Below are 16181 nucleotides of genomic sequence, written 5' to 3' on the forward strand. Positions count from 1 at the left end.
CCCCCCGAAGTGGACATTACCGCCGGTTATTCCGGTAGGTAATGTCCACTTCGGGGGGTGGGGGTGCTGGTTGGGGGGCTAGTGTTTGCTCATGGCCCGGGCGCAGACCAGCAGTGCGAGGACGGTCGCCGCGACGATGCCGTACATCCACACGACTCCGGCAAGGGCCGGGCCCGGGAGCGCCTCGTGGTTGGCCCACGAGAGGATGAGCCGATTCCGCTCGTCCAGGGACACCCACGCGACCAGCGCGTAGGCCGCGATGCCGGCCAGGGCCGCGGCCCAGACACGTTCGGCGTAGATACCGGCGGCCGTGAACAGACTCCCCGCGAAGACAAGCGCCAGCAGCGCACCCCACGGAAGGGGCGTGTCGCCGGCGTAGTGCAATTGCGCGTGCAGGAGGGTCCCGACGACCGCCGCCAGCCCGCCCGCCACCAGGGCGGCGATGACGGCTGTGGCGGTCGCCAGGGAACCCGTGCGTGCCTCGCTAGGAGCGGGCACGTGCGCGCTGCGACTTCTGGCGCTCGCTCACGTTCAGGATCAGCTTGCGGATCCGGATGGCCTCCGGAGTGACCTCCACGCACTCGTCCTCGCGGGCGAACTCGAGCGACTCCTCCAGCGTCAGCTGGCGCGGCGGGGTGAGGTTCTCGAAGGAGTCCGAGGAGGCCGCGCGCATGTTGGTGAGCTTCTTTTCCTTCGTGATGTTCACGTCCATGTCGTCGGCGCGCGAGTTCTCGCCGACGATCATGCCCTCGTAGACCTCGGAGGTCGGCTGGACGAAGAACGAGCCGCGCTCCTGCAGGTTGATCATGGCGAACGGGGTGACTACGCCGGCCCGGTCGGCGATCATCGAACCGTTGGTGCGGTACTCGATGTCACCGGCCCACGGCTCGTAGCCCTCCGCGATCGAGGCGGCGATGCCGGCGCCGCGGGTGTCCGTCAGGAACCGGGTGCGGAAACCGATCAGGCCGCGGGCCGGGACGATGAACTCCATGCGGACCCAGCCGGTGCCGTGGTTGGACATGTTGGTCATGCGGCCCTTGCGAGCGGCCAGCAGCTGCGTGACGGCGCCGAGGTATTCCTCGGGCACGTCGATGGTCATGTGCTCCATCGGCTCGTGCAGCTTGCCGTCGACGGTCTTGGTGACGACCTGCGGCTTGCCGACGGTGAGCTCGAAGCCCTCGCGGCGCATCTGCTCCACCAGGATGGCGAGCGCGAGTTCGCCACGGCCCTGGACCTCCCAGGCGTCGGGACGCTCGGTCGGGAGGACCTTGAGCGAGACGTTGCCGACGAGCTCCTTGTCGAGGCGGTCCTTGACCTGTCGGGCGGTGACCTTGGCGCCCTTGACGCGGCCGGCCAGCGGGGACGTGTTGATGCCGATGGTCATGGAGATCGCGGGATCGTCCACGGTGATCAGCGGGAGCGGCTTCGGGTTGTCGAGGTCGGTGAGCGTCTCGCCGATCATGATGTCCTCGATGCCGGCGACGGCGACGATCTCGCCGGGTCCGGCCGATTCGGCCGGAACGCGGGTCAGGCCCTTGGTGGCCAGCAGTTCGGTGATCTTGACCGTCTTGAGCTGGCCGTCCTGGCGGGCCCAAGCGACCTGCTGGCCCTTGCGGAGGGTGCCGTTGAAAATACGCAGGAGTGCGAGGCGGCCCAGGAACGGGGACGCGTCAAGGTTGGTGACGTGCGCCTGGAGGACTTCCTCCGGGTTGTAGGACGGCGCCGGCACGTGCTCCATGATGGCGGCGAACAGCGGCTCGAGGTCCTCGGAGTCCGGCAGCGTCCCGTCCTCGGGCTTGTTGGTGGACGCGCGGCCGGCCTTGCCGGAGGCGTACACCACGGGGACATTCAGCACGGAGTCCAGGTCCAGGTCCGGCACCTCGTCGGAGAGGTCGGAGGCCAGGCCGAGCAGCAGGTCCATGGAGTCGGAGACGACCCCGTCGATGCGCGCGTCGGGGCGGTCGGTCTTGTTGACGACCAGGATGACGGGCAGCTTGGCCGTGAGCGCCTTGCGCAGCACGAAGCGGGTCTGTGGCAGCGGACCCTCGGACGCGTCGACGAGGAGGACGACGCCGTCGACCATGGACAGGCCGCGCTCGACCTCGCCACCGAAGTCGGCGTGGCCCGGGGTGTCGATGACGCTGATGGTGACGTCCTTGCCCTGGGCCGACGGGCCCTGGTAGAACACCGTGGTGTTCTTCGCGAGGATGGTGATGCCCTTTTCGCGCTCCAGCTCGCCGGAGTCCATGACGCGGTCTTCGGTCTCTCCGTGGGACGAGAAGGCGCCCGTCTGCCCCAGCATGGCATCCACCAGCGTGGTCTTGCCATGGTCGACGTGGGCGACGATGGCTACGTTGCGCAGGTCGTCGCGACGTGCGGTGTTGTTTGCCGAGGTGAAATCTGACATGCGTTCTCAGGCTCGCTTCATTTGGGGTTTGGGGTCAGTGCGGTGGGGCCACGGCTGACCCAATCAACCATTCTAACCGCTGGGAAAAATCAACCCAAACCAGAGGGCGCGCCGCCATGGCGCGGCGCCGGATTCAGCGGCACATTTGTCCGATGCCACGTGCGACCCGCTTGCGGTGGAGGCCCAGATTCGGCAGCCGGGGGGGGTAGCTGGTTAGGCGACGTCCTCATCGAGCCGGATGAGCGCATGCCGGGCGTCGCGCCGTTCGCGCTGCTCCCCCGGTTCGGGCACGGGAGCGGCCGCCAGCAGGCGTCTCGTGTAGTCCGCCTGCGGATGGTGCAGCACATCCTTCGTGCGCCCCATCTCGACGGTCTTTCCGTCCTTCATCACGACGACGGAGTGCGAGAGCATGTCCACGACGGCAAGGTCGTGGCTGACGAAAAGGCACGCGAACTCGTAGCGCTGCTGAAGTTCCGCCAGCATTTCCAGAACGGCGGCCTGCACGGAGACGTCCAGGGCGGATGTCGGCTCGTCTGCGATCAGGAGTTCGGGATCCAGTGTCAGCGCCCTCGCGATCGAGATCCGCTGCCGTTGCCCGCCCGACAGTTCGTGCGGGTATCTGTTGATCACTGACCTCGGGAGGCGGACCGCGTCCAAGAGCTCGTACGCCCGAGCCAATCGCGCTTTCCTGTCTCCCGCCTTGTGGATAACCATCGGTTCGGTGATGCAATCGCCAATGGGGAAACGGGGGTTGAGCGACGCGGCGGGATCCTGAAAGACCACGCCGATCTTCGAGCGCACTTGCCTGGCTTCCCTGGTCGAGATCTTCGCGAGGTCGACTCCCTTGACGGCCAGTTTACCGGCTGCGACGGGGATGAGTCCCAGCACGGCCTTGGCAACCGTCGATTTGCCCGAACCGGACTCGCCGACGATCCCCAGGATCTCGTTGGAAGCGAGTTCGAAGGACACGCCGTCGACGGCACGGAACTGCTTTCCACGCATGTCGTACTCGAGGACCAGGTCTTTCGCCTCGAGCACCAGCCGGCGCTCCGGAGCCGGGGGGAGGGCGTGAAGCGCTTCGTCACCGGCGAGTACGTCAACATGGCTGAGGCGGGGAACGGACTCGAGAAGCTTCTGCGTATAGGGGTGCTGCGGGCGGTTCAGCACGTCCGAGACGGTTCCAGTCTCGACCAACTCGCCCCGGAACATGACAGCGACGCGGTCGGCCAGGTCGGCGACGACACCCATGTTGTGCGTGATGAGGAGGATGCCGGTATCCAGCTTGTCCTTGAGGTCACGCAACAAGTCGAGGATTTCCGCCTGCACGGTCACGTCCAGTGCCGTGGTGGGCTCGTCGGCAATGATGACCTTTGGCCCGCAGGATATGGCCATGGCGATGACGATGCGTTGCCGCTGCCCGCCCGAGAACTGGTGCGGGTACTGGCGGATCCGCTTCTCGGCGTTCGGGATTCCCACGAGCTTGAGCAGTTCGAGTGCCCGCTGCGCGGCTTCCTTGCCGTAGGCAAGGCCGTGGAGTTCCAGCGCCTCGGTCAGCTGGCGCTCGATAGTCAAGACGGGGTTCAACGCGGTCATGGGCTCCTGGAAGACCATGGCGATGTCCGTGGCACGCAGCTTGCGGATCTTGTTCTGATCCATGCCAACAACGTTCACGCCCCCGACCTCGGCCATGCCCGTGATCCGAGCGTTGCCGGGCAGCAGGCCCATGGCGGCCGTCGATGTGACGGACTTGCCCGAACCCGATTCGCCGACAAGCGCCACCACCTCGCCGGGACGTACTTCCAGCGACAGCCCCTTGACTGCATGGACATCCGCGAATTCCGTCTCGAAGACGACGTTCAGGTCTTTGAAACTGAGGACGGGCGCCTGGTCCAGGCGTACGTCGGTTGAGGCGCTCATTTCTTGACCGCTCCCTTCTTTTGCCGCCGAACGGACTTGGTTTGCCTTGGGTCGAACGCATCGCGCAGCCCGTCGCCGAGGAAGTTCACGCTGAGGGCGATGGCCAGGATGATCATGCCGGGCCACCAGAAGAGCCAGGGCCGGTTGGTGAAGGCGTTCTGGTATTGGCTGATGAGCAAACCCAGCGACGAATCGGGTGCCTTGACGCCGAACCCGAGGTAGCTGAGGGCGGTTTCCAACAGGATGGCTCCGGCGATGGCGAAGGTGGCGTTCACGACGATCACGCCGATCGTGTTCGGCAAAAGGTGTCTGATGATGATGCGGCCGGTCTTCGCACCCATGGCTTGGGCAGCCGCGACAAACTCCCTCTCCCTGAGCGACAGGACCTCTCCCCGCACCAAACGCGCGAGTCCCGTCCACGTGACCAAGCCGAGCACCAGGGCCAGCGTGACGGTGGAATTGCCGGAACGGCTGGCGAACTGGCCGAGAACGGCGGCCAACACCAGCAACGGAATGACGATAAAGAGATCGGTGATGCGCATGAGAATCGAATCGACCCATCCACGGAAGTACCCGGCGACCGCTCCCACCAGAGCGCCTATCACGGTGGCAACGATTCCGACGATGATGGCGATGATGATCGATTGCTGCGTTCCACGCATGACCAGGGCGAAATAGTCCTTGCCGGTGCTGTCCTGCCCGAAGGGGTTTTCGCCCCAGCGGATGCCGTCTCCCCCAAGTATTGAGGGGACCAGGGAGAGGGTGGGACGCCCGCCATCGACCACCGTGCCGGCGAGGATGTAGCTTTTGTCCCACCAACCCGGAACGCCGCCGAAACCGATGGACGTGAACGCCATGATGGCGATGAAGACCAAGGTCACCGCTGAAACCATTGCTGCCTTGTGGGCAAGGAATCGGCGCCGAACCAACTGCCCCTGGCTCAGGGAAACGTCGGTCTTGCGCAGCAGTGCCGCGTCCTCGGCGTCGGCAAGGGAAACGATGTCGACGTCGGTTGGCTCCTTGTTGACCGTCATGCCGTTGCCTTCCTCGTCGTGGTTTCTGCAGTTTCGATACTCATACCCTGATCCTCGGATCCAAGATTGCGTAGAAGATGTCGGCGAGCATGTTGAACAACACCGCCGCCGTACCAGTCACAAGGAAGAAGGCCATGACTGGCGCCGGATCCACCTGGGTGAGACCCGTGCGGAAAAGTTCGCCCATACCCTTCCACCCGAAGACCGACTCGGTGATCACAGCGCCGCCGATCAGGCCCGCGAAGTCGAACGCGGCGATGGTGGCGATGGGGATCATGGCGTTGCGGAACGCATGGCGAAAGATCACCGTTCGCTCGGAGAGCCCCTTCGAGCGTGCCGTTCGGATGTAGTCCTGCTGGCCGACCTCTAGCATCGAGGATCTCGTGTACCTGCTGTAGCTGGCGAGGGAAATGATGGCTAGGAGGATGGTGGGAAGCAGCAGCTGTGCGCCCTTGTCCAGGAAGTCCTCCCAGAACGTCCCGGCGAAGTTCGGGGTCTGCGAACCGATCGTTGCGATCGGCCGGGGCTTGATGGCGAGGAATCCGGGCCATGCCCGGAAAATGTGATCCACCGTCGTGAAGGTAGCAGCCACCAGCCCGGTGGCCACGCTGACGCCGATGGCCTGTGTCCGGAGCCATCCCCCCATGAAGTGACCCAGCAAGGCCGGAAGAGCGACAGCAAGGGCGCCGCCTCCCGCGAGGATCCACACATTCGGTTCCTCCAGGAGGCCGAAGGTCACGAAGTAGAGGATCGCGCCCAGCGCAGCAGTGGCCAGTGCGGGATAGAGGACTTTCGTGTTCCGCAGTCCGACGCTCATTGCCGTACCGGACAGTGCCACGCCGAGCGTGAGCAACATGACCGCACCGAATCCCAGCTGCGGAAACCGGAAGAAGTTCAACCACGTCAGGTAGGGAATGACGAGGGCGACGAAACCCGCGGAGACCAGGAAAGTGACAATCCGCCGGGTCCGGTTTCCCGCTAGGAAGACCTGCATCAGGAAGCCGACCACCACCGCAATCACCACGATCTGGGGAACGCTGAATTGAGGTTCCCTGATCCAGTCGTTGTAGCCGATGGCCATGTACTCCTTGAGAAGCACGGCGGCCCAGAACACGGGCAGGGAGAAGAAGAGAAATGTGAGAAACGTGACGCCGTAATCCAAACCGGAATACTGACGCACCGCGGTCAGCACGCCGATGGCGATCCCAAGCACCGCCGCGAGCACTGTCGCCAGCAGGACCAGCCGCAGGGTCGACCCGGCCGCAAGCGCGAGCAGATCGACAACTTCGATGCCCTGCCGGTTGGTTCCGAGGTCGCACTCCAGCTTGAAACATTGGCCGACGCCGACGAGCCAGGTCCAGTACCGCTGATACCACGGCTGGTCGAGGTTCATGAATTCGCTGCGTTGCCGCATCAGGTTCTCGCGGTTTTCCGCGTTGCTTTCCCTGAGCTCAGCGAGTGGGTCGCCGGAGTTTACCACTAGGACATAGAGCAAAAGCGAGGCCGCGAACAGGATCCCTATCGACGCGGCGAGCCTTCGCAGAATGAATCTCAACACTGCAAGAAACTACCTTTCCTAACCCGGGTGCACGGCGCCTGTGGGCGGCGTGCAGGTGGGGCCTGACGCTGGTTGCGCCAGACCCCACGAGTGCGCTGTTGCCGTTAGAGAGTTACTCGGCGCGAACCCACTGTTCCGCGTTCCAGACAATCCCACCCTGAGCGGCGGTGTCACGGACGTTCAAGACGTCCGCAGCGGATGCTCCAAGACCCGGGTGAGCGAACACGGGGATGCCAAACAGGTCATCCCAGAGCAGCTTCTCGATGTTCTTGGTCTCCTCTAGGTGAACCTCGGTGTCCAGCGAGGTCGCCAGACGCTGCCAGGCGGCGTCGACTTCCTCGTTGGAGTACTGACCGTAGTTCTGCGGCTTGCCCGTGGCGTAGATGTTCTGGCCCGAGGTGATCTGGCCGGAACCTGCCCAGGCGAAGAGTGCCACTTCGAAGTCACCGCGCTCCAGACTTCCGCCGGGTGCGAAGAACTTGGCGTCTCCGCCGTCGACGATCTCAAAGCCGGCCTGGTCGCATGAGGACTTGATCATGGCGACCTGCTCTGTACGGCGCGGGTTGGGAGAGGAGTAGCCGATCCGGACCTTCTTGCCGGTGGCGCCCTCCTCATCGACGATGGCCTTGGCACCTTCGATGTCGACTTCGTCGTACTGGCCCGAATAGGCCTCCCCGACGATCTCGTCGTACTTCTCCTGGAAAGTGAACACCTCGCGGGCGTTCATAACCTCGGCCTCGGGGTTCAGCGGTTTGATGAGGTTGTCGACGATCTGCTGGCGAGGAACACACATGGCGAAGGCCTTGCGCAGTTCCAGGTTGTCGGCGAAGAGCGCACCGTCACCGAAGTTGAAGTCGAGGTGCTCCCACGTCAGCGAGTCACCGGTGTGGACCTGGACGTTTTCCTCCCCCAGTCCCTCCAACTGGGCCAGCGTGTCCACCGTTGCCTGCGGTTCAATGACGTCGATGTCGCCGTTCTGCAGGGCCTGGACCATGGTGTCCGGCGCGGTGAACCGAATCACCAGTTCCTTGGTTGCCGCCGGGGTGCCGTAGTAGTTCTCGTTGGCGACAAGTGTCACCGACTGGCCGGGCTCCCACGAAGACAGCTTGTAGGGGCCGTTGACCGGGATGAGTTCCTCGTCCGGCAGGGTTCCGGGGCTGGTGGTCCAACCCGTGTTCCAGAATTCGGCCGCCTTTTCCAGCTTGGCCGAATCGCCTGCGCGGGCGGCTTCGACGAATTCCTCGACCGAGAGTCCACCCTGTTCGGCAACGACGTGTGCCGGCTGTGCCATCAGGACCTTGATCGCGTAGTCCGGCTCCGGGTTCGCGTAGGTGAGGGTGAATTCCTTGCCCATCGGATCACCCTCGGGCCCCTTCGGTACCGTGTCGCCCAGGTCCTGGGAGACGGAGTTGAAGAGCGGGGTATCCCCCTTGGCCAGGTTGACGTTCTGCGTGGCCCACGCGAGCACCGCATCGGCCACGGTGATGTCCGTCCCGTCGGACCATTTGGCCTCCGGGTTGATCGTGTACTTGACGGTCATGGGATCTTCGCTGACCACCTCGTAGGTGCCGAGGTCCTCGTTCGGGTAGATCGCGCCATCGGTGCCGAAGTAGGAGAAGCCCACGAGCATGCGGTCGACAACGGCCGAGTTGTACGTGCTGTAGCTTTCCGGCGTCAACCCGTTGTAGCTGATGAAGTCCTCCGCACCAACCGAGTAACTGATCGATCCGTCCTTGGTCTCGATGTCACCGAGATCCGCCAGACCGGTGTTGGTCGGCTCAACGGTGAATTTGCCGGTCGATTCGCTCGAGGGCGACGCGTCCGTGTTGCCCTCGCCGCCTGGTGCACACGCACTGAGAACCAGCCCGAGGGCGGCGCCTACGGCAACAGCCTTGGAAATACGCTTCAAACGCATTCCGCCTCCTTGTTTTTAGGTGTGTTTTCAAGCCAAGCTCTGCACTTGCCCCCGACGTCCCCGCTAAACGTGGCGCGTCTCACAAGCAGAAACTTTAGACCGGCCCCGCGGTTTTGGATATAAAAATCTCGTTTCAGAATGCGATGTTATGGAGTCGCAACTTTTGGCCCGTCGCGTCACTTTCACCCCTCTGCAGCCGCGGACTGGCGCGGATCCCCGGGAAATCAAGGATTTGCTTCACATTGGGTTTTACCAATTAGTTCCCCCCGGGCGGGGAAGCATTTGGCCGAAAATAGTAAAAATTGTGGAACCGATCGGGCGTGTCACGGCTTCGATGGGCGAGCCGCCGATCCACTATTATCGGCGTCCGTCGCGACGGTCTCGAGTCGCGCTCGGTAGCGCGCCCACCAACCGGCCCCTTGCTCCGGGAGATTGCTGACGCCGTCGCGCAGGCCAGCGGCGCCGTCCAGGGATTCGCGCACGACGTCGGCGTGCCCGGCATGGCGCGCGGTCTCGGCGATCATGTGGATCAGCACCGTGTGCAGCGTGACCGCGCCCCGCTCGCCCCACCACGGCACGTGCCCGACGTGTTCGAGATCCACATCGTTGATGGTCTCGTCGGCGAAGGCCCAAGCACGGCGGTAGAAGGCGACGATGTCCGCCGAGGCCTCCTCCGCCGTTGCCCACATGTCGGCGTTGTCCTCGGCGGCGTCGCCGACCCAGTGGATGGTTTCGGGGACGGGGCGTCCAAACACCTCGCCGAAGTAGCCGAACTCGACCGCGCCGAGATGCTTGACAAGCCCGAGCAGATTGGTCCCCGTGGAGGTCGCGGGCCCGCGCATCTCCCGCTCCCCCAGCCCATCGAGCTTCCAGATCAGGGCATCGCGCTGGCTCTGCAGGTACCTGTGCAACGTGTCCTTGGCAGTCTCCATGGAGGTCAGACTATGCCTACCGCCTACGCGTCGCCGCGCCCGCTGGACGGCCCCGCACGACTTCACGGTCAGCCGCGCGTCCGACGTTTCCCACGTCGTCGCATGGGTACATCGCATCCTCGAGGAGGAACGCGACATCGTCGCCGAATCCCCTCCCCCCGCGGCCACCGAATTCGGGCAGTCGGATTCAAGCTGTCCGAGGGCATGGAGATTCCCGAGGAGTTGGCGTCGCGCTTCAAGTTCGCGCGCCAGAAGTCGAAGCTGGCCGGGGTCACCGTGGTTCGTACCTCGTCATCAAAGGCGAGTACTGACCTTCCGCTCACGACAGGTCAAGACTTGACTTCCTATTGACGACAAGGAGGTCATGCGGGAGTGAGGTGACGCACATCACCCATGGGGGCGTCAGTACAGGGGGCGGTAGCCATGTCGTCACATCTTCGGAACAGCGCCCCTCATGGCATCACCCGGGGCCGGACGGCAATGTGTGGTTCACGGAAGGCGCGACGGAGTTCAACTCGGAGACGTTCGAGGAGACGAACCACATCGGACGCATCACGCCGAGAGGCGACATCACCGATGTTTCCCTTCACCTGCGGCTGTGCCCCCATCGATATCGTCGACGGAGCCGACGGCAACCAGCTCACGACCAATTGCGGAACCGGCATCGTCCGCCACGGCAACGAGCTGTGGGGGTCGGGCAGCGGGGCGCTATGGCGTTACCACGTCCTGGCCGGACACTTCGCGGAGTGCCCTGTATCCAACGTGACCGGAGAATTGGCCGTCGACGAGAACGGTACCGTCTGGTACGTCGCCGACGACGGAAACGCGATCGGCAGCTTCGATCCGGACACTGGTTCGGTCGGCATGGCCACGCCGACGGTCGCCGGCGGCCGGGCAGGCCATGTGGGGGGTCGGTTCCGACGGCAAGGTCTGGTTCACCAGCCGGTTCGGCGACGACGTGGGGTATGTCGACCCGCTCGCCCTCGCCGTTCAGTTGTTCAACAGCGGGGATCCGTCCGGGCCACAGGACATCAAGGCGGACGACGACGGCAGCATGTGGTTCACGCGGGCCGAAGGCGGCAACGTCGTCAACATCACCCCGGACGGCGTGATGACCGCGGCGGGTAAGGACGCGCCGCAGGACGGTGGGCTGGAGGACGCGCTCGGCGTCGTTGTTCGGCCCGATCCTGACGGTGCTGGCAAGGAAAGCGCCTCCGTCTGGTTCACCAGGCCGTCGACCAACACCATCGGAGCCGTCACCAAGAACTAGCGCGGGCAAAAACGAGGGTGCCCGGGCCACCGGCCCCGGCACACTCGTTGGCGTGTGCGCAGTGTGGTTAAGACGCTGTCGATCAGACGTTGAAGCGGAACTCCACCACGTTCAGCACCTAAATAACCTATGAATGTCCCGCTCGCTGTGCGAGCTAACCCTACTGGACGCCGGGTCTAACGCCATTGGCAGGTGGCCATAGACCCGTGTGCTGGTTCGGTTTCCACAAGCACGTCAAAAAAACTCCCTTCCCTGCCCGACAGCCGACACCATCTCACCGGTACACCTCTCGGCGATGGCCGACCCGCAGCACCAGGACGACCAGCTCATCATCTTGGACATCGTAGACGATTCGGTAGTCGCCGACGCGAATACGGAATTCGCCGTCGCCTCCCTTGAGTTGAATGCAACCAGGAGGGCGCGGGTCGCTGGCGAGTCCCCCGATCGCATCAAGCAATCGCCGGGCCGTGGGCTTGTCGAGTTTCCGGATGGTCTTCGCTACTGAGGGGACATAACTGATCGAATACGGCACCGAACCGGATCAGAAGCCAAGCTCACGCACGAGCTCCTCGTGGGAGACCCGCTCCATGTCGGTGCGGGCCTCCGCGGCACCATGGATGTCAGCCTGGTCCTCCAGCGCCTGTAGCGCACGATCGAAGAACTCGGGCGAGACGACGACGGCACGACGCCCGACCCCGCGCGAGGTGATCTCAACCGGTTCACGCTGGGCCGCAGCAATGTAGTCACTTTGCTGGTTACGGAACTGGGACAAGGTCACGGAAGTCATGAACCATAGTACAACTTGTACAAGTTGTACTCAAGAGTCCGCGAATTAGGCAGTCGGACGTTAGGGTGCGAACCTCAATGCCACCTAGTTCCGGCAGTTATCAGCCTTGGGCCACACGTCTTTGACCGGCTTCCTACGCAAATTCTCGCAGGTCCGCCGTCATCTCCCCACTGGCGTCACCGTACTCATCGTCCCCTCGGTTCGAGAAGGACCGCGTGCACCTCACCGTACTCATCGTCCCCTCGGTTCGAGAAGGACCGCGTGCACCTCACCGTCCACCATCGGGCAGTGCTCGGTACCCCACGGAACGACATACAAGTGACCAGGGCCGAGGACGACGTTGCCACCACGCAACAGGATCGTGAGCTCGCCGCTCGCGACCAGGATCAGCTCGTCCGTTTCGGGGTGACAATGCCACACGAAACAGTTAGCGGTCGGAGCGCTTACTCAAGCTGCGCCGCTCGCGCACGGCGGGATGCTCGCGATTGGCATCGTGGTCAGAAACGCGGCTAGATCGCTCAGGCGCCGCTGATCCTCGTTCACCGAGGCATCGATGAGGCAGTTGAAAGCGAGCGCAAGGTCGCGCGGGACTGGAACATTTTCAACCTCCTGCGACAAGTCCATTTCCGGGTACTCGACGCGGAGCTTCGGAAGACTACGCACCAGTTCCGATGAGTCCCTGTGGTTCGCTACGGCACTACGATCAAGGCTTCCGCGACCGAGCATCACTGCGGTAGGCAGGCGATTGATCACCTCCCTCACGGAGTGGCATATCAGGAGAACCCGGGTTCGTTCATAACCGGGATCCGGTGCCTCGCCTAACAGTTCCCTCGCGACCCGGTAGGTGTTGCCGCGTTCGGGCTTCTGCGCCTCGAACCATTCGGCGACCGCGCGCTGCTGAAAGAGGGCGTCGCTGTCCGTGCTCAACTCGGCGTTCGTCTCATACTGCCGCCTGATCTTCGCGGCCGCAAGCTGCTCGTCATATGGATTGGACTCGCTAAAGCTAGGAGCCGTTGCCTCTCCCATCGCCTGTACCTGCGCGAACAAGCCAACCTGAATACCACACAGCTCTACGCACTCTAATTTGGAGCTTTACTCCTTGGGCTGTCGCCGGGAGGGTTGCAGACCACACGAACTCGGATCGCAGACGTTGAACCGGAACTCAATTAGACATTGAATCTAAATTCGACGACGTTCCATCGCCGATCAACGTTTCGGGATCTGCAGGTTTCCGGCAAGCCCGGCCCGTGCATGCTTACTGCTCCTCGACATGGCCGACGTCGAGTTCCCGACTAGCAGGCGGCAAACGCTTGTCGGGCGTGCGCAGCTTCGCAGCGGGTACTGGCAACACCGAGCAGATGTAGATCCACGGCGATCAGGTCCAGAACCCCGAGGTGAAACCCGAGAATTCCGTGGCATCGCGGTCGATGACCCCGAGACGCTCTGGTCGTACCGGACCAGAACTCGGCCGCCTCAACCGCGTGAGTCAGTGGTGTCCCGAGGTCTACGTCCGCACCACAACGTGATCCGGCGATGGCTCGTTCGGCGTGTTCGCACCTGGGCATTGCGGATATTTTCAACCACGGGACGCGTGCCGAGACTCGGAAGGGACTGATCGCGCGGCGCACCGCCGCGAACGCGGGTCGATGGGTCCTGCTCACCGGCTACCCGTTCCCGAGTGCGGCCTCCTCGGTGGCGGCCAGCATGTCCGTGAAGGTGGCTGTCAGCATCTTGTCCAACAATGGGCCGGTGACTCGGCCGATTGGGCCGCCCCTGGGTACATATCGATAATCGAACATGGCCAAGGTCCCGTTGTCGTCGGGCTCGAGCGTAAGCGCGGAGAAGGCCTGCTTGAATGGCACCGACGCGCTGGGCTGGTTCCGTGTGTCGATCCTGCTTCCCTGCTCCCAGGTCGTGACGGTTTCGTCCAGGCTGCCGATCGGCTTCAGCTCGACGCGGCGGCGAGCGCCCACACCGCTGGTCAGGTCCCCGATGGCCCTCGACGCCCTGAGTCCACTCCAATGGCTCGCGAGATTCGGGTAGTCGGCGTACAGGGCCCATACGGACTCCGTGGACGCAGACATGTGACGTTGCACCGTGATGTGACGTTCGCGCATGGGGACCACTCTCAATTGTTCGGCTGGCCGGGGCTGTGGGCAGTTCGCAGTTTCCACCCGGAAACGCGCCCGAAATGCACCTGGGCCATGATGGATGTAGCGCTGTGGGATCGGTGTTCGCTCGACTCATTTCGACGGGCTCGCCCGGTACCCGGCGGGGCAGGATGCCGGGATCCCTGATTTACGCGTCCTGCCGGGTTCGCGAGAAGAATCCGATGAGTGCCTCGGCAAGTGCCTCGGGGTGCGTCAGCGGGGCGGCGTGCCCGGCACCGGGGATCTCCTGGATCCGGGCGTCCTGGACGTGGTCAACCACGTGTTGTGCGCTTACGGTGAAGAAGGGTTTGGACTCCGCTCCCAGGAGGACCGTCACCGGCACCGAGATCGCGCCGAGCGGTGCAGCAGGGTCACCGGCGGGCGGGGACTGGACCGCCTGCTGGATGACCTTAAGCATGTTTGGGACGTAGCGCCCTGCGGCGGCGAAGTAGCCGGCGGTCTGGGCGGCATCGACTTCCTCCTCGTTGAAGGGCCATTCGGCGAACGCTCGAGAAGCCTCGGGCAGCTTGCCCTCGGCGGCCAGTTCGCCCGTCCGCGCGAGTGCGCCGCCCAAGGCAGCCTGCTCCGGCTCGTCCAACAGGTACAGCATCCCCGGCTCAAAGGGTGCGACGGCGTACACCGCATCTGACTGCGCAGCGACGTAGAGCGCCCAGGCGCCACCGCCGGACCAGCCCACCAGGCCCGTCGGTTCCCCGATGCTCTCGACGTAGGTGACGAAGTCGGCAACGAGGCGATCCAATCCAAGGTCGAAGTGATCGCCGCTGAGGCCCCGACCCCGCATGCTCGGCAGATGGCAGGTGAATCGGTCGGTGAGGTGTCCGATCGTGGCGTCCCAGTCGAGGTCGGAGTCCCCGATGATCCCCTGCAGGAACACCAGGGCAGGTCCCTGACCGTGCACAGTGCCGCCGATGGTGACTCCGTCGGTCGTGGTCACGTAGTGGGTGCGTTGGTTGCTCATGGGGTGCCTCCTGGCCTGTTGTGCGTTTCTGCGGCTATGCATCCAACGATCACCCCGGAGACGTAGGAAAACGTCACCCGCCCGGCTACGTTCCGGCAAGAGGGTGGGTACCACGTTACCGCCAGGCGTGGATGGCTGCATGATTCAATGGAACCCGGACCGGGAGCGACAGGGGCAGGGGCAGGGGCAGGGGCAGGGGCAGGGGCCTTCGTCCGAACTGGGTGCGGGTGAGCTGCAGGAGCAGGGCGCCCTGGAGACCTACACCGAAGTCTGCCTCGTGCACCGGTCACGGATCCACCGCATGTTGGGTTTGCGGTGCGAGGCCCTTCAAGACATCGATCGTGCGTGCGCGAGGCTGTCGGAGGGACGGATCCACTTCTTCCTCGGCGACGCGCACTACCAGCGAGGCGAGATCCTGCGCTTGCGCGGCGACCCTCCGGGAGCCGAACAGAACTATCGGCTGGCCGGCTCGTGCCGAGCCGGAACGGACGTGTGCGCGCAAGGTGTTCGAGGCCATCGGCGCGAAGGACGACCTCGCCGGGCTCACCGGAGACCGACGGGCACGGAGCCCACTGAGCGAACGGGAGATCGAAGTCGTGCGCAAGGTGGCTGCCGGCCTGGGCAACCGGGCCGTCGCCCACCAGTTGCACATCAGCGAGAAGACGGTTGCCAGCCACCTCAGCCACATCTTCGCCAAGTTGGACGTTGCGAACCGGGCGGCCGTCACCGCTTTACTACAACGAGGAGCTCGCGGGCCATCGGTAGGAGTGCCGAGGGGCCTGCGCCAAGATCGGCATTTCTACCGATGACATGCGGTCTCTCCCGCGTAGCATCGAGACCAACGAAGGGAACCGGCCATGGCCATTGGACTGCTCGTCCAATGCAAGATCTCCAACGACGACGAATACCTCGGCGTCGTCAGGAAGTGGGAGGACCATATCCGACAGACACCGGGGGCCGTGCGCGTCGATTGCTACGCCGATCGCGAGAGTGGCACGGTGTACTTCGACGAGGAATGGGCCGACGGCGACGCCCTGATTACCCACTTTGCGCAGATGCAGAAGAAGGGGCTGTCCGACGAGATCAACTCGGTTCAGAACATCGAGGGTATCTTCTTGCTGACGCCGACGGATCATCCGGGTGTCAACGCGCTGCTCGACCAGGTCGGTGCCACCCGGATGGAACGGCTCGCCACATTCCGGCGCTGACCGAGTGCCGAGTCCACCGGCGGC

Annotated in this window: 16 protein-coding genes and 1 pseudogene; 4 read left to right on the forward strand and 13 right to left on the reverse strand. The window is 64.0% G+C overall.

Annotated elements, in window-relative coordinates:
* Positions 1 to 78: 78 nt before the first annotated feature.
* The 7 genes from AC0QSG_RS06365 to AC0QSG_RS06395 all read right to left on the reverse strand — a co-directional run bounded on the left by AC0QSG_RS06365 (position 79) and on the right by AC0QSG_RS06395 (position 9763).
* Complete coding sequence (locus AC0QSG_RS06365) at positions 79 to 498, reverse strand: hypothetical protein (protein ID WP_475377012.1); 420 nt, start codon at positions 496 to 498, stop codon at positions 79 to 81.
* Entirely contained in the window at positions 485 to 2407 is a 1923-nt protein-coding gene (typA, locus tag AC0QSG_RS06370) for a translational GTPase TypA (protein ID WP_435726403.1), read from the reverse strand. Before typA ends, AC0QSG_RS06365 begins: the two co-directional genes overlap by 14 nt.
* Positions 2408 to 2620: 213 nt before the next feature.
* Positions 2621 to 4324 carry an ABC transporter ATP-binding protein gene (locus tag AC0QSG_RS06375; protein ID WP_475377013.1) on the reverse strand — a complete coding sequence of 568 codons (1704 nt, stop codon included), beginning with the start codon at positions 4322 to 4324 and terminating at the stop codon, positions 2621 to 2623.
* Positions 4321 to 5358, reverse strand: coding sequence for an ABC transporter permease (locus AC0QSG_RS06380; RefSeq protein WP_475377014.1), 1038 nt, complete (start codon positions 5356 to 5358; stop codon positions 4321 to 4323). The genes AC0QSG_RS06375 and AC0QSG_RS06380 overlap by 4 nt, the downstream gene beginning before the upstream one ends.
* A gap of 40 nt (positions 5359 to 5398) precedes the next feature.
* Positions 5399 to 6916 carry an ABC transporter permease gene (locus AC0QSG_RS06385; RefSeq protein ID WP_475377015.1) on the reverse strand — a complete coding sequence of 506 codons (1518 nt, stop codon included), beginning with the start codon at positions 6914 to 6916 and terminating at the stop codon, positions 5399 to 5401.
* A gap of 112 nt (positions 6917 to 7028) precedes the next feature.
* Complete coding sequence (locus AC0QSG_RS06390; RefSeq protein ID WP_475377016.1) at positions 7029 to 8831, reverse strand: ABC transporter family substrate-binding protein; 1803 nt, start codon at positions 8829 to 8831, stop codon at positions 7029 to 7031.
* A 323-nt stretch (positions 8832 to 9154) separates the two neighbouring features.
* Positions 9155 to 9763: a DinB family protein gene (locus tag AC0QSG_RS06395; protein ID WP_475377017.1), complete on the reverse strand. Its 609-nt coding sequence runs from the start codon at positions 9761 to 9763 to the stop codon at positions 9155 to 9157.
* 55 nt (positions 9764 to 9818) lie between these two features.
* On the opposite strand from AC0QSG_RS06395, the pseudogene AC0QSG_RS06400 reads away from it, so the two are divergent.
* Positions 9819 to 10074 (forward strand): annotated as a pseudogene (locus AC0QSG_RS06400) (phage tail protein); the annotation flags it as partial.
* Between the two features lie 590 nt (positions 10075 to 10664).
* Positions 10665 to 11033: an NHL repeat-containing protein gene (locus AC0QSG_RS06405; protein ID WP_475377018.1), complete on the forward strand. Its 369-nt coding sequence runs from the start codon at positions 10665 to 10667 to the stop codon at positions 11031 to 11033.
* A gap of 274 nt (positions 11034 to 11307) precedes the next feature.
* On the opposite strand, the gene AC0QSG_RS06410 is transcribed toward AC0QSG_RS06405, so the two are convergent.
* The 6 genes from AC0QSG_RS06410 to AC0QSG_RS06435 all read right to left on the reverse strand — a co-directional run bounded on the left by AC0QSG_RS06410 (position 11308) and on the right by AC0QSG_RS06435 (position 14949).
* On the reverse strand, positions 11308 to 11565 hold the full coding sequence (locus AC0QSG_RS06410; protein ID WP_435726388.1) for a type II toxin-antitoxin system RelE family toxin: 258 nt from the start codon (positions 11563 to 11565) through the stop codon (positions 11308 to 11310).
* Between the two features lie 9 nt (positions 11566 to 11574).
* On the reverse strand, positions 11575 to 11820 hold the full coding sequence (locus AC0QSG_RS06415; RefSeq protein WP_475377019.1) for a type II toxin-antitoxin system prevent-host-death family antitoxin: 246 nt from the start codon (positions 11818 to 11820) through the stop codon (positions 11575 to 11577).
* Between the two features lie 231 nt (positions 11821 to 12051).
* A complete protein-coding gene (locus AC0QSG_RS06420; RefSeq protein WP_475377020.1) occupies positions 12052 to 12240 on the reverse strand; it encodes a cupin domain-containing protein in 189 nt (62 codons plus the stop codon).
* A 27-nt stretch (positions 12241 to 12267) separates the two neighbouring features.
* Positions 12268 to 12846, reverse strand: coding sequence for a hypothetical protein (locus AC0QSG_RS06425; protein WP_475377021.1), 579 nt, complete (start codon positions 12844 to 12846; stop codon positions 12268 to 12270).
* A 638-nt stretch (positions 12847 to 13484) separates the two neighbouring features.
* The gene (locus AC0QSG_RS06430) at positions 13485 to 13937 is read right to left on the reverse strand and encodes an SRPBCC family protein (RefSeq protein WP_475377022.1); all 453 of its coding nucleotides are present in this window, start codon (positions 13935 to 13937) and stop codon (positions 13485 to 13487) included.
* A gap of 181 nt (positions 13938 to 14118) precedes the next feature.
* Positions 14119 to 14949 (reverse strand): alpha/beta fold hydrolase, encoded by an 831-nt coding sequence (locus AC0QSG_RS06435; protein ID WP_475377023.1) that lies wholly within the window; start codon positions 14947 to 14949, stop codon positions 14119 to 14121.
* Positions 14950 to 15452: 503 nt separating this feature from the next.
* Between AC0QSG_RS06435 and AC0QSG_RS06440 the strand changes: the two genes are divergently transcribed.
* Together AC0QSG_RS06440 and AC0QSG_RS06445 are read left to right on the forward strand one after the other, a co-directional pair.
* Positions 15453 to 15758, forward strand: a complete 306-nt coding sequence (locus tag AC0QSG_RS06440) for a response regulator transcription factor (RefSeq protein WP_475377024.1) — start codon at positions 15453 to 15455, stop codon at positions 15756 to 15758.
* Positions 15759 to 15806: 48 nt separating this feature from the next.
* Complete coding sequence (locus AC0QSG_RS06445) at positions 15807 to 16157, forward strand: putative quinol monooxygenase (protein WP_475377025.1); 351 nt, start codon at positions 15807 to 15809, stop codon at positions 16155 to 16157.
* The last annotated feature ends 24 nt before the right edge of the window (positions 16158 to 16181 follow it).

The organism is Arthrobacter sp. LT660 (genome assembly GCF_056172845.1).